Below are 13835 nucleotides of genomic sequence, written 5' to 3' on the forward strand. Positions count from 1 at the left end.
CTCCTAACATGAAATCGTCTTAGTGCTAACACTACTATGTTCAATCGGGAAAGAAGGAGTTGTTTGTGGGACGGTTAATTGTCTTAAATGAAACTGATGAAACAGGTTGGCAGCAAGCTCGGCCTTTGATGATCAATACAGACCAAATTAGGTCTGTTGAACAGCTCCCAACCGTAAACGGACTATCTGATACCATAAGTCGGATCACCTTGATCAATCCTGTCACATTTCAATACGGTGAGGTTGAGCAACGAACAATGCATGTTGAACACATTGTTTTTGAAAAAATTAGTGAAATAGAGACGTTAGCGAATGGTGTAATTATCAAGACTGACTACGCAGAAAGAAAGCGTCAAATAGAATAAGGAAATCTAGCAGATGTGAAACAACGGGCCTGCTCCCGCGCTGCGCTTGGTTAACGCCCCCCCGCCATCTCATTGACCGGTAAAATTGAGCTTGCTAAATCAGGAAACCTTGTCGGCTTCAAGCCGGGCGAGGTCAACGGGGGCGGAGGGTCGCCGCCAGTCGGGCGCTGCGAGCCTGGAACCAGAGATCGATATATTCCTGCAGCGGCTCGACAAGGGTGGATAAGGCGGCGGGATCATTGGATTTTGATGGCAGTGTGCCTACATAAAATGCATGACTTTCATAGCGAGAGCCGTCAGGGTGATAGTTGCAGCCATAATTGATTTCTCCTAGACCGAAGTGTTGCTGCAGTTCCGGGAGCAAGTCACGGTATATTTCGGCCACCATCTCGCTCGCATTGCGATAGAGATCCGGGTGTTGTTCGACGATGTGTTGTTCCTGCTTTACCGTAAAGCCTGGAACATACTCTGCCAGCAGGTAATCCCAGTACAGTGTTAAGCTAACGCCTTCAATTGCCATAACAAGCCCCCTCAATGCTTGTGGCTAAGTATAGGCAACGTCATCGTTTTTTTGCATGCGAAATTCCCTGGCCCGCTGCCCCCTGGCAACATTCCCACCTGTCGCTTTCATGTGGGAAACCTGGCAGGTGTGACATTGAACCGTCACTTCTAGCCAGTGCTCTAACATGAATTTGCCCCATTACCACTTAGATTGATTGCTCATTCGCATCCTGTTCATCTTGATTTGCAATACTAGTACTAATGTGGTGCAGGGGAGTGATCCTTTGAGTCAGCAACGCTCACAAACTCCCAATACCGAGCAAAAGCCGGAATTTCTGCTCGCAAATCCAAGCCGAATAGCTATGCAAGTACAGCATTTTTGGACTATCGCGCATTCTGCCCCAAAATCATTTAGGCCTCTTACTCATACATGGTCTGTTCACATGTAATTGCCATACCTGAGCGGCTCTTCTCCGGTTATGTGAGCTAATGGTATGAGTGTCCTTGATAAGCTCGGGATCATTCCCCCCCGAAACTATATGCGCACAATTGTGCACTGGTTGAATCATCGGTATTTGCCCTTATATACCAAATGGACAATTGATGGCTAGTGGTTATGATTGATTACTCAGGTGGTGATTTTACAAGAAGAGATCGAAGTATTAATGGTGCTGTAATAGATGTTGTTACTGACACTAGTACCATCGTTGCAAAAACCTTGTTCGACACAATATTATCTCCAAGTTGTTGACACTGAAATACTACGATCATAGCGATTTCTGCACGTGGGATCATACTCAGGCCCAGAAGAATGGCATCATATTTTTTTGTGATTAGTAATGCAGGGACTGCTACTCCAAAAAACTTCCCTAATGTGGCGAGAATAAACAGTATGGCTGCCAAACCAAGTGAGGACGAAATGCTACTCGGGTCGACCTGCATGCCGATATATATAAAAAAGAAGGGCGTTAGGAGTTCATAGAAGTACATAAATTTAGTATCAGAGTGTACTGTCAGTGGATCACGGCTGAAGGCAAGCCCCGCGAAGAGTGCACCTATAGCGAGGGAAAGCCCGAGGTACCCAGCTATCGCAGTTATCACAATCCCAGTGCCGAGCATACTTATCGTTAACCCGGACGATTTGGAGTTCGCCTTATTGCAACTAAACCGAGTGAAAGCAGGTTCTAAGTAATGCGAAAATAGGTAGCAGCCAGTTATAAACAGGACGAATGTAATCATTTCCTTAACGGCAATAATACCGATTGAAGGTAAAAAAACAGTTTCGTTGTTTTGTAAGGCTGGAATTATTGCTAAAAGTACCCCTAGCAGTAGTACGCCAGATAAATCATCCAGCTCGGCAACATCCACTAATAGCTGCCCGGTGGATGTATTCAATTTATGCATTTCACCCCATACCGCAGCGGAGACTGCAACACTGGTTGCACTAAATGCCGTGGCTATAACGAGAGATGTCTCCAGTGTTTGAGCCAGAAAGTAATAGCAAACAACAAAACTAAGGAGAAGGGTTGTTAGCACGTCCCCGACCCAAATGAGGCTGGCATCAGGTAACTTTACCAGCAGCGCTTTAGTGCGGCTTTTAAGTCCAACTCGAAATAGTAATGCCACGACACCTAGGTGAGCCAACGTTGCAAAAGCATTTTTGAAATCAGGAGTAATAAAAGACCATTGCTGATTCATTGTGCTGACAAGGAAACCGAGCAATATATAACCAACCAATGATGGGGCACCCAGCCGAGCCATCATATTTTTCATCATGGGGCTTAGAATCAGCAGCATTACTATGGTTATCAGTATCAGATATTCAGTCTGCATGATGTGAACCTATTGTTGATTTATCATTGCGCATTTTGTTGTATTCATGGCTAGCTCATTTCCGTTGATACAAACCGCCATCAAGACTACCGGTATTAAGCAAAATGACCTCAATTTCTTCGATAATCTCTTCCCGGCGTAAGACATTAAATTGCTGGGTCAGTTCATCAGATAGATTGTCAAGGTGCTTGACTGCGCCTTCAAGATGTATCATGCGACGGCGGTTTTCCTCTATCAAAGAGGTATAGAGTAATTCATGCAAAGCAGCAAAAAGATACTGTTCCGTTAGGTCGAATAGAAACCTTTTGGGTGGTAGGTTCAGTATCGGCGGATACGGGAAGCGCGGAGGCTGCTGCCGGTTATGCTCAAAAGGCGGTAATAATTTTTTCGTGACTATACCCTCCTCGCCACTATGGTAAACACTATACAAACTTAGTATCGGGTGTTGCGCCTGCAAGTCAGCGAGAGCTTGCACGGCTTGGTCCAGAACGGCCGGCACTTCTTCCACTACGCTGGGGCCATCTATTCGGGCAGATACGTGCATATCGTCTTGCAATAGGTTGTAAAGCTTGCGTCCGACGACGATCAAGGTTGGCTTAATGTTCGGGGGCGTATTTAAAGACTGCTTAGTATGACGTATTACGGCTTGGTTGAAATCACCACAGAAACCCCGTTCGGTACCGATCAGGAGATATACCGGGGTTGTCTTCATTTCTTCTGGTAGTGTTTCAGGATAAAAACTAAGAAAGTCGGTGGCCACTTCCGTTAAACCTTCAACTACCTTGTGTTGAGAATCAAGAAACGTGCTGAGCTTGCGGGTCTCCATGTAGGCTAGCGTTTTCATGGCGTTTAAAATATTTCTGATCTCGTGCAGGCTATGGCGATGGTGTTGTAAGTCTTGGCGTCGAGTCATTGGGAATTTTCCTTGGCGTTTCCCTGAGCGGTAGTGGCGGATGACAGCCAATCGGTTACCGCATGGCTCCAGTTGTCCCGGGGGCTGTCAAGAGTCAGACTGGTATTTTCCGCCTGGTGTTCGAGGATATCGAGGAGTGAGCGGAGTTTTTGTCGTTCTATATTATTGAAATGGCCATCGTTAAAAGCTACGAGCCATGCCAGTTGAGAAACTTCATGGAGAGGAGAGAATTGCTCTTGTTTGAGGATTTCCCTTAATGTCAGACCGCGTTCAATAGCGGCTTCCATGGAGGCCTCAAGACGAGCGCCAAAGCGGGTGAAACTCTCTAGCTCTAGGAACTGCAGGTAATTTAACTTCATACTCCCCGCCTCCTCCTTGATGCGAGGGTGTTGTGCTTGCCCGCCAATACGAGAAACAGAACGGGCAATATCGATCGCCGGACGGAAGCCGCCGGTGTACAGAGCACGTTCAAGATAGATCTGTCCGTCTGTTATCGATATCAGGTTGGTTGGTATATAGCCGGCGATTTCTCCCTGCTGGGTTTCAACAATAGGCAGTGCGGTCATACTGCCGCCGCCATGTGCCGGACTCAGGCAGGTGGTTCGTTCCAACAGTCGGGCATGTATCGAGAAAATGTCGCCGGGATAGGCTTCTCGTCCCGGAGGCCGCCGCAAAAGCAGCGACAGCTCGCGGTATATTTTAGCGTGGGTGCTGAGATCGTCATACACAACCAGCGTGTCGAGCCCTTGCTGCATCCAATATTCGGCAATTGCGCAACCGGAAAAAGGAGCCAGGTGTTGTAATCCGGGAAGGCTGCTCGCCTCCGCAACAACCACCGTTGTATACTCCAGTGCACCATACTCGCGCAGAATGTCTATGGTATTGATCACGGTAGAGCGTCTTTGACCGATGAGTACATAGACGCAGCGTACATTTTTGTTTCGTTGATTTATCAACGTATCGAGTGCGAGTGCACTTCGGCCCAGACCTTCGTCACCGATGAGCAACTGTCGTTGTCCCTTACCGATGGGGATCAATGTATCAATGATCTTGATACCCGTATACAAAGGCGAATGAACAAAATCGCGGCTGGTAATGGGAGGCGAAAAGCTATTTATACGTTGCCATGCCGAAGCGTTCGGCGGCGCTTTGCCATCAAGCGGTATGCCAAGAGGATCGATGACCCGGCTGAGTAACCCGTCACCGACAGGTACGCTTAAAGAGTGGCGGGCACGATGGACCGGGGTTCCGGCGGTCAGGCTCTTTGTCTCATGTAATAAAACGGCACCTACCTGATCTTCGGTCAGATCAAAAACCATTGCCCGGCTACCATCCTCCAAGGTGAGTATGTCGTCCATCGCCGCCGAGGGAAGTCCCGTAATCCTTGCGATACCATCGCCGACGGACAGGACTATTCCCCGCTCCTCAATGCGTAAGCCCGCTCTGTAATCCTTGAGCCATCCGGCTTGCTGCGTAAGAGGAGTGCTGAGTTCGTACTCATTTACTGGCATAGGCAAATTCCGCAAAACCTTTTAAGTCATCCTGTACATTGGCATGCAATCTCCAGGCTCCGATAGTGACACGCAATCCCGCTAGCAACTCAGGTTCCTGGTCATAATGCACGGGTACTGATAATTGGGTGATTGTTGCGAGTACTTTCTCCAGCTCTTGCCGCTTGTTCTCGGGCAATGGGTAAACGCTGGTGATCGTAATCGCTTCAGGTAACTCGCCCCATTGCAGACGCAGGGCGGCGGTATACTCACTGGAGAGTGTGGATAAATCGTCCAGCAAGATATCCAGTAGGCGCGCCTCCAGTTCTGGTCCTGAGGCTTTACTGAGCAGAGAGGTAGCGAACTGCGCGCTCTGTTGTAATGCCTGATACTCTATCTCACGAGTGGCTTCCATAAGCTGGCGAGATTCGGCTACCCTGGCTTTTTCCCTTTCCTGTTCAAGTGCCTGTTTCAGCAGGTTTAGCTTAGATATCCGCTCAGCGTTAAGTTCCTCCATTAAATCGGTTCGTCCCAACTGGCACTCATGCTCCCAATCAGCCAGGCGATTTTTATATTCTTTTTTTAGTACTGTGGACTCATCATTAAGGCGCTGGGACTCGGCGAGTTGATCCTCAATACCGGTACGGCGCTCGGTGATCACCGCCATAACCGGTTTAAAAAGAAAGTGCTTAAGAATCCAAACCAAAACCAGAAAATTGATGATTTCCAGCAGGAAAGTAGACCAGCTTAACTCCAAAACATCACTCCTTCACGGTTGTGCGCTTTCAACTTAGTTGCCCGCTCGATCCTATTTAATAAGATATTCCAGCAGTGGATTACGGAACAACACGATCAGCACAATAACAAGTACATAAATCGCGAGTGACTCAATCATGGCCAAGCCGATGAAGAGCGTGCGCATTATTGCTTTCTCAGCCTCGGGTTGACGCGCTAATGCATCCATGGCTCGGCTAACAGCCCATCCCATAGCAACCGCCGGCAGCATAACACCAAGTGAAATACCGAATATTGCTGCAGCGGTGGATGTCGTAACAAAGGTAAATAATTCAGGCATTCGATTTTCCTTCTTGTTGCTGCCGCTGGTGTTGATATTGCAGGCCTCCTGCGACATAAATGAGTGCTAACATGCCGAAGATGTAGGCCTGTACCAGGGCTTCGATGATGTGAAGCATCAGGATTGGCACCGGTGCCAGGAATCCCGCCACCATAAGAAACATCAAAGCTGCCATTTCCAGGCTCATCATGTTACCAAACAGCCTCACCGCCAAAGCCACTGTACGGGTGATTTCCGCGATCAGGTGAAACGGCAATAGGATTGGACTGGGTTTGATGTAATGGATCAGATAACGCTTCAGGCCCTGAAGCCGGATGCCGTACCAGTGTGTCGAAAGGAATACGATAATTGCCAGCGCGGAAGTCGCCGATAGGTCACGAGTCGGGGAATGGACGCCCGGGATGAGTCCACTGAGATTGGCGATAGCCAGGAATACCCAAAGGCTGCCAATGAATGGCATCAGGCGCCGGGCGTGTTCAGGTGCGACCTCTGCAATAGCATCTTCAATACTGACGATGATGCCTTCAACGGCGGTCTGCACCAGTCCGGGATTGACACATAGCCGGCGCGATAACAGCCAGGCGAGCAGCCATACGACGCCAATGATTATCCATGTTGTGACTATAGTGCTGTCTATCATACAAAGCGCAGCATGAAGTCGGTTGGTGTCAGTAAGCTAACTTTGTTCATGGCACTATTCCTTAATAAAAAGATAGACGTTCACTGCTCCTACCATCACTCCGAGCAGGATCAGGCTCGTTGTCCAGCGAATAGAGTAACCGTCCATCATGCTGTCTAGCCAATGGCCCAGATAGGCCCCCCCAACAATGGGCAACACAAGCAGTAGCCCTAAGGTACCAATGTAGATTGTCTGACCGATAAGCGTCTCTCGCTCGCGCTCCGCTTTCTTCATGCGGTTTGCCTGACGTTCTATTTTTTCTTTCAAACCATTAAGTCTGGGCATGGCATTAAACCGTATCTTTCTTGCCAATTTCCCAAAACCGCTTGAACACTTCCTCTTCCATATGATGAAGGCTTTCTTTAAGGGTCTGTAACATTTCTTCCTCTGCGAGCAGTTGTTGTTGTAGAGCCTGGCTTAAGCGCATGCAGTCATCATCCAGCAGATAGCGGTAGGTACACAATGTGAGTATATTGTTGTGAAAATAGATAACACCACCAGGTACAGCCAGGTATTTCCAGCTACCATCGCCGATACGGTACCTTGCTATCCCTATCGAAAGAATCGTCATGAAACGCGCGTGATCTGCCTGTAATCCGAAGCTGCCAGTGTCGTCTTCACCAACAAAAGAGGTCACATCCGCTATTTCCTCGGAATGAGTGGCATCCTGTAGCCTTAGATTAAATGCCTTCACCGTTCCAAATCCTCCATGACGCCCCGCATATAACAGCGCTCTTCGGGGATCTCATCGTAGTGACCAAGCAAAAAGTTCTCGCAGTCAGTCAGCGTAGATTCCAGCGGCACCGACACGCCGGGGATACCAGAGTGTACGGCTGTCGTCCAAAAAGGCTGAGTGAGGTAACGTTGAAGCTTGCGTGCCCGCATGATGATTTTACGATCGGCAACCGATAGCTCTTCTACCCCCAACATCGTGATAATGTCCTCCAGCTCATGGTAGCGAGCCAGGTGTTCCCGAACACCTTCTGCGATGCTGTAATGGCGTGGTCCGAGCGTATGGCGATCCATCAGCTTGTTGCTTGACTGCAAGACATCAACCGCGGGATAGATACCTTTACTGGCTTGTGCACGAGACAAGATCACGGTGCTATCTAGGTGGCTGAGGATGGTGCTGACTGCCGGATCTGCCATATCATCTGCGGGTACATAAACTGCCTGTACCGAGGTAATTGAACCGTTGTGCGTAGAAAGGATCCGGTCTTGCATCTCGGCGACATCCGTCGACAGGGTGGGCTGGTAGCCTACGGTCGCGGGCATACGCCCGAGAAGGCTGGAGACCTCGCTGCCAGCCTGGACGAAGCGAAAGACGTTATCCATCACAAACAGTACATCTTTTTTCAGGGCATCACGCAGATATTCGGCATAGGTCAGCGCCGAAAGCCCGACTCGGAAACGGACTCCCGGCGACTCATCCATCTGGCCAAACACCATCAGAGTCTGCGGCAATACCCCGGCGTTGCGGATCGCATGCCAAAGCTCGTGACCTTCGCGTATCCGTTCGCCAACGCCAGAAAAGACTGATACACCTTTGTGAAGTGTGGCGACGGAGTGCATAAATTCCATGATCAGGACCGTCTTGCCAACACCAGCACCACCGAACAACCCAGTTTTACCTCCTTTGATAAAGGGGCAGAGAAGATCAATGACTTTGATGCCGGTCTCTAGCACTTTGCCTACCCCCACAGATTCATGGATCGGGACGGGCTTGCTATGGACGTCACGGAATTCCGTCGTTTTAAGCGCGCTGCCGCCGTCAAGCGGCTCACCGAAAATATTCAGTAAGCGTCCGAGGCAGTCGGGCGTAACCGGGACATGGAGTGAAGCGCCAGTGTCATAAACAGTCATGCCCCGGTGCAAAGAGGCGTTTCGGTGTAAAATGATGGTGCGGATATGGCGCTTATCAAGGTGTTGGTGGACCTCGAACAGGTAGGTTTCATCAGCAATGTTGGCACACAAAGCCTGATGCAGAGGCGGTAGCGTATCACAGTCGATGACCGCCACCGGGCCGTGGATCTCTGTGATAACCCCTATGGGTACCGGCTTCCTTTCTGCTTCAACCATGGGTACCTCAGCCAAAACTACGGTTTTTTAAGATTATTCTTATTTATACTCTTATGCTTTCATATTCCCATTGTAGTTTAATTGGTTCAAATTGCTGCTTGCCCGGTATTGGTGTTTTTAAAAATAGTCGGCTTATATAAGCATTGACCTAAACCAGCAATAGCATTGATTGTCAATTTGCAAAGCTCATTAGGCAAAATCTGTGTCTCCACAAAGTAATACTCGCAATAGGTGCAATAATATGTGGAGACAGATTTGATGTTAGTAAGGGTCATAAATCAAAATTTTCAGCAAGACAATACAGAAGAAAACGATAAAAACTCACTGTTAAACGTTGAATAAAGGTTTGTACAGATTCTTACAGTCTAACCCTTTACAAGGTGCAACAAAGCCACTATTGAGAATATAGGATCCATACTAATAACATGCTGCCAATCCATGAATTACTTAATCGAATCCACTGGGATTCTGAGTTCGGCAAGGGTAAGTTTGAATTATGCTTTCTGGATCGTGTTGAAGCACAGTTGATTAAACTGCCCCTTGATGAAATCACTTTTATTCCCGGTGATCATTATTTTTTTCATTATCTGGATGAAGAAGGTGACGAGCACAGCGTACCTTTTCATCGCATCAAGACGGTATATAAAAATGGGGAAGTGATTTGGCACCGTGAGCACTAAATGTTCCGTACGTAGAAAACAATACTGACTGTTAAATCGCGAAGGGCTTAATGCTTCGAACTCGTTTAGAAAACCGAGTATTTTTTGCCGTTTTATTCAGGAAATCAGTGTCTAGGCGTTGCTTCTTTAGAGAGCCGATTGTCATCGGCTTTACGATTGATGTTGGTGGTTTGTTTGGCGACGATTATCAGATCATAAATGAAGCTTTTTTCTATCTAAAATAAGTGGTACCTCTTAAGATCCTGTCTATGATGTCATTATAAAGTTAATTAAAAGACCAGGTGCGTTAATGAGTACTGCACGTTGGGAACATTTCGAACACGAAGCTGATATTGGTGTGCGCGGTACAGGCAATACACAGGCCAGTGCGTTCGAGCAGGCAGCGCTGGCCATGAGCGCTATCATCACTGATTTATCACTTATCAATCCCAGAGATGAAGTGACGATTACTTGTGAGGAAGCGGATCCGGAATTATTACTTGCCGACTGGTTAAATGCCCTGATCTTCAAAATGTCCACGCACAATATGTTATTTAGCCAGTTCGAAGTTTATATACATAACGGACATCTCAAAGCCACAGCGTGGGGCGAGCCGATAAATGTAAAACGGCATCAACCAGCGGTTGAAATTAAAGGCGCAACCTATACCGAGTTGGCAGTGCATAAATCACAAGAGCAATGGGTGGCACAGTGTGTTGTTGATGTTTAAATAAAACCAGCAGGGTGAAAGTGATGGACATAAACAAATTACATCGCATATCAGATTACCAGTGGCGCATTGAACCAGTTAATGGAATGCATGTGCCGGGAATCATCTTTGCCAGTAAAGATCTGATCCTGGACATGGATGAAAAAGTTTATGAACAGATCACCAATGTCGCCAGATTACCCGGTATAGTCAATGCCTCCTATGCCATGCCCGATGCCCATTGGGGGTATGGTTTTCCAATCGGCGGTGTTGCCGCGTTTGATCCAGAACAGGGAGGTGTTATTTCAGCCGGCGGTGTCGGCTTTGATATTTCCTGTGGCGTACGTACATTACACACTGGCTTAACCGTGCAACAAGTCATGTCAAAACAAAAAGAACTGGCAGATGTTCTATTCAAAACCATACCTGCCGGCCTTGGCAGTACTGGCATTTTTCATCTTAATAAAAAAGAAATGAACGCCATGCTTAATGGTGGCGCCCGCTGGGCGGTAGAAAGAGGCCTTGGTGATCATGCGGATCTGGAACGCATAGAAGAATACGGCTGTATGCAGGGCGCAGATCCGGAACAAATATCCAACCATGCCAAGGAACGACAAAAAAATGAAATGGGTACATTAGGCTCGGGTAACCATTATCTGGAAGTTCAAAAAGTGGTCGAAATCTATGATGAGAATATTGCTAAAAGATTCGGCGTTGAATTGAATGACATAAAAATAAGCATTCACTGCGGGTCACGCGGCCTTGGCCATCAGATAGGTACGGAATTTCTTAAAAGCATGGTTGTTAGTGCAAAAGACTATGGCATTACTTTGCCCGATCGTGAACTGGCCTGTGCACCTATTAATTCAAAAATCGGTCAACGTTATTTAGGTGCCATGCGAGGGGCGATTAACTGTGCACTGGCCAACCGGGAAATAATCACCCATTTAACACGCCAGGCAGTAAAACAAATCTTTCCGGATATTCATCTTGATCTGCTTTACGACGTTTCGCATAACACCTGCAAACTGGAGCAGCATGAAGTTAATGGCGAAATAAAAAATCTTTTCGTGCATCGTAAAGGCGCAACTCGTGCTTTTGGTCCAGGTCACCCCGCTCTGCCTGCTACTCTTCGTGAAGCAGGCCAACCGGTGCTGATCGGTGGCACTATGGGTACAGCGTCCTATATTCTGGCCGGCACAAAGGAAAGCATGCAATTAGCTTATGGTTCAGCCTGCCACGGTGCAGGACGTAGTATGAGTCGCCATCAAGCAACCAAACTGTGGCGCGGCAGCAATGTTATACAGCAACTTGCTGATCAGGGTGTTTTGATCCGCAGCCCATCCCTGCGTGGTGTGGCCGAAGAAGCCCCCAATGCCTACAAAGATGTTAACGAAGTGGTGAAATCGGCTGATCAGGCGGGACTTTCACGAATGGTAGCAAAGCTCGAACCTTTGATTTGCATTAAAGGTTAAGTGAACTTCAAGACTTCCAATGGCACCGGTCATTTCTTGAGAATGCAACAACATCATTCTTGGTATTACACTGTTAGGCGCATATAGAGGAAGAGATGAAAGTCGATGACAGCGGGATGCCAGAAGAAACCTACTGGAACAGTCTATTCGACATAGAAGGTATTGTTGATTGGCTGGCTCTTTCAAAAAAAACTTCCACAATAGTCGAGATTGGTTGTGGCTATGGCACGTTTACTGTGCCACTTGCAAAGAAATCATCAGGTGAAATTTATACTTTTGATATTGAGCCATCAATGATTGAAGTTGCAAGGAAAAATGTGCGAAAAGCCGGCTTATCAAATGTAACTTTCGGATTGATGGATGTTCTCGAACAAGGTACGGGTCTTGAACCTAATTGCACTGATATGGTTTTACTTTTTAATATTCTTCATTTCAGTAAGAGATGAGTACTTCTTGAAGAAGCTTCACGCATTCTTAAGGATGGCGGAATTGTTGCAATTATTCACTGGAGAAAAGACATTCCTACCCCACGTGGCCCCGTTATTGATGTTCGGCCAGATCAAGGCCAAATATTAAGCGCATCAGAAGGGTTAAATTTGTATTTTCATGGCAACAGTAGACTATTAGAACCATATCATTGAGGTGTTCAATTAGTCAAAGAGGTGGCGATGTGAGATTGGGTGTCATAATTGAAACAAATGAGCCGGAGAAAACATGGAATGGGGTGCGCTTCGGTAACGCAGCACTAAAGCAAGGGCATGAAGTAAAGATATTCTTAATGAGTGCTGGTGTAGAAATAGAGAATATTACCCATGAAAAATATAATGCCAGGGCACAGCTTGAAGAGTTTTCGAAAAATAACGGAATTATATTGGCGTGCGGAACATGTTTGAAATCGCGGAACAGAAGTGAAACGGATGTGTGTCCAATATCCACAATGATTGATTGTGTGGATATGGTCGAGTGGGCTGATAAGGTTGTTTATTTTGAGTCCACCGCGCCTAACTAAAGCGGTTAACAGGGACAGGCCTTCCGCGCCGCTTCGCTTTGCTACAGGCCAGCCCATTGCCGCGAACATTAGACGYTAGGTTATTTCACAGTGCTAGCAATTAGACACGAGAAAAACGGCCACGCTGCTAGGATTATAGGTGTGGCAATACTCATAGTGGGCTGCAGCATTGTTTTACCCATGAACCGGCTACTTGCGGAGAATAATATGACACTTACACTCCGATCCGCYGCCTTCMCCGACGGCGGAGAAATCCCAACAAAATACACCTGTGAGGCGGAAGATATCGCGCCACCATTAGAATGGGATGGAGTCCCGAAGCATACGCGCAGTCTTGTTTTGATTGTTGATGATCCCGACGCGCCGGATCCGAACGCGCCCAGGATGACGTGGGTTCATTGGGTTCTCTATAACATATCGCCGGAAGCAGCAGGTCTAACTGAAGGCGCGACTTCAGACGATCTTCCTCCCGGGACGGAACAAGGTTTAAATGACTGGGAAAAGGCTGCGTATGGCGGACCATGTCCCCCGATCGGTCGGCATCGATATTTTCATAAGCTCTATGCCTTGGACACGGCTCTCACGGTAAAGAACAAGCCAACCAAGGCAGAGATTGAAACTGCGCTTAAAGGCCATGTTATAGAGCAAGCTGAGCTTGTTGGAACCTACGAGAAGTCCAGATAGGTACTGTTGGTGGTCAGTATCTAACAAGGTGTTACACCGGTAGGCAATTCCGCTGTGCTCCATTGCCGCCGGTGAACAACAGCGTTAGGGCTCTTTAAAGTCATAGTATGAATAATCTAGTTATCTTGATTTTGTTAATGATTCTATCGGGGTGTTCGTCGAAACCTCTGATAGTTAATAATCCAGAAGAGTTTACTGGTTTGGGTGGAAATGAAGTTTATGTCGTAAGTCATGGGTTGCATACTGGTTTTGTTATTCCCGCGCCTGCAATTCAAGAAGTTGTCCCTGAACTAAAACGACGCTTTGGAGATACCCCATATATTGAGTTTGGGTGGGGAGATAAAGGGTTTTATCAAGCAAAAGA

Annotated in this window: 18 protein-coding genes; 8 read left to right on the top strand and 10 right to left on the bottom strand. The window is 47.3% G+C overall.

From position 1 onward, the window contains the following. The first annotated feature begins 65 nt into the window (after positions 1-65). Complete coding sequence (locus L4D76_RS27590) at positions 66-365, top strand: hypothetical protein (RefSeq protein ID WP_428444039.1); 300 nt, start codon at positions 66-68, stop codon at positions 363-365. 133 nt (positions 366-498) lie between these two features. Here the strand turns inward: L4D76_RS27590 and L4D76_RS27595 are convergent, their stop codons facing one another. The 10 genes from L4D76_RS27595 to atpD form a co-directional block, all read right to left on the bottom strand. Beyond that, complete coding sequence (locus L4D76_RS27595; RefSeq protein WP_428444040.1) at positions 499-885, bottom strand: hypothetical protein; 387 nt, start codon at positions 883-885, stop codon at positions 499-501. A 605-nt stretch (positions 886-1490) separates the two neighbouring features. After that, positions 1491-2699, bottom strand: coding sequence for a cation:proton antiporter (locus tag L4D76_RS27600; protein WP_428444041.1), 1209 nt, complete (start codon positions 2697-2699; stop codon positions 1491-1493). A 55-nt stretch (positions 2700-2754) separates the two neighbouring features. Continuing rightward, positions 2755-3612, bottom strand: a complete 858-nt coding sequence (locus tag L4D76_RS27605) for a F0F1 ATP synthase subunit gamma (protein WP_428444042.1) — start codon at positions 3610-3612, stop codon at positions 2755-2757. Further along, entirely contained in the window at positions 3609-5123 is a 1515-nt protein-coding gene (locus L4D76_RS27610; protein WP_428444043.1) for a F0F1 ATP synthase subunit alpha, read from the bottom strand. The genes L4D76_RS27605 and L4D76_RS27610 overlap by 4 nt, the downstream gene beginning before the upstream one ends. Then, a complete protein-coding gene (locus tag L4D76_RS27615) occupies positions 5110-5859 on the bottom strand; it encodes a F0F1 ATP synthase subunit delta (RefSeq protein ID WP_428444044.1) in 750 nt (249 codons plus the stop codon). Before L4D76_RS27615 ends, L4D76_RS27610 begins: the two co-directional genes overlap by 14 nt. 51 nt (positions 5860-5910) lie before the next feature. After that, positions 5911-6177 (bottom strand): ATP synthase subunit c family protein, encoded by a 267-nt coding sequence (locus tag L4D76_RS27620; RefSeq protein ID WP_428444045.1) that lies wholly within the window; start codon positions 6175-6177, stop codon positions 5911-5913. Continuing rightward, positions 6170-6817 (bottom strand): F0F1 ATP synthase subunit A, encoded by a 648-nt coding sequence (locus L4D76_RS27625; protein ID WP_428444046.1) that lies wholly within the window; start codon positions 6815-6817, stop codon positions 6170-6172. Before L4D76_RS27625 ends, L4D76_RS27620 begins: the two co-directional genes overlap by 8 nt. 54 nt (positions 6818-6871) lie before the next feature. Beyond that, entirely contained in the window at positions 6872-7141 is a 270-nt protein-coding gene (locus tag L4D76_RS27630; RefSeq protein WP_428444047.1) for an AtpZ/AtpI family protein, read from the bottom strand. 4 nt (positions 7142-7145) lie between these two features. Beyond that, positions 7146-7550 carry a F0F1 ATP synthase subunit delta/epsilon gene (locus L4D76_RS27635; RefSeq protein ID WP_428444048.1) on the bottom strand — a complete coding sequence of 135 codons (405 nt, stop codon included), beginning with the start codon at positions 7548-7550 and terminating at the stop codon, positions 7146-7148. Further along, a complete protein-coding gene (gene atpD / locus L4D76_RS27640; protein ID WP_428444049.1) occupies positions 7547-8935 on the bottom strand; it encodes a F0F1 ATP synthase subunit beta in 1389 nt (462 codons plus the stop codon). The genes L4D76_RS27635 and atpD overlap by 4 nt, the downstream gene beginning before the upstream one ends. A gap of 425 nt (positions 8936-9360) precedes the next feature. On the opposite strand from atpD, the gene L4D76_RS27645 reads away from it, so the two are divergent. The 7 genes from L4D76_RS27645 to L4D76_RS27675 form a co-directional block, all read left to right on the top strand. Next, complete coding sequence (locus tag L4D76_RS27645) at positions 9361-9615, top strand: DUF504 domain-containing protein (protein WP_428444050.1); 255 nt, start codon at positions 9361-9363, stop codon at positions 9613-9615. Positions 9616-9904: 289 nt separating this feature from the next. Then, complete coding sequence (locus tag L4D76_RS27650) at positions 9905-10324, top strand: archease (protein WP_428444051.1); 420 nt, start codon at positions 9905-9907, stop codon at positions 10322-10324. 23 nt (positions 10325-10347) lie between these two features. Further along, positions 10348-11778, top strand: a complete 1431-nt coding sequence (locus L4D76_RS27655; RefSeq protein WP_428444052.1) for an RtcB family protein — start codon at positions 10348-10350, stop codon at positions 11776-11778. 95 nt (positions 11779-11873) lie between these two features. Then, positions 11874-12224, top strand: a complete 351-nt coding sequence (locus L4D76_RS27660) for a class I SAM-dependent methyltransferase (protein ID WP_428444053.1) — start codon at positions 11874-11876, stop codon at positions 12222-12224. A 224-nt stretch (positions 12225-12448) separates the two neighbouring features. Continuing rightward, positions 12449-12787 (top strand): DsrE family protein, encoded by a 339-nt coding sequence (locus L4D76_RS27665; RefSeq protein WP_428444054.1) that lies wholly within the window; start codon positions 12449-12451, stop codon positions 12785-12787. Between the two features lie 207 nt (positions 12788-12994). Further along, a complete protein-coding gene (locus tag L4D76_RS27670) occupies positions 12995-13471 on the top strand; it encodes a YbhB/YbcL family Raf kinase inhibitor-like protein (RefSeq protein ID WP_428444055.1) in 477 nt (158 codons plus the stop codon). A 107-nt stretch (positions 13472-13578) separates the two neighbouring features. Continuing rightward, a partial coding sequence (locus L4D76_RS27675) for a DUF2459 domain-containing protein (RefSeq protein ID WP_428444056.1) occupies positions 13579-13835 on the top strand: 257 nt, incomplete at its 3' end.

The organism is Photobacterium sagamiensis (assembly GCF_050337085.1).
Taxonomy (GTDB): Bacteria; Pseudomonadota; Gammaproteobacteria; order Enterobacterales; family Vibrionaceae; genus Photobacterium; species Photobacterium sagamiensis.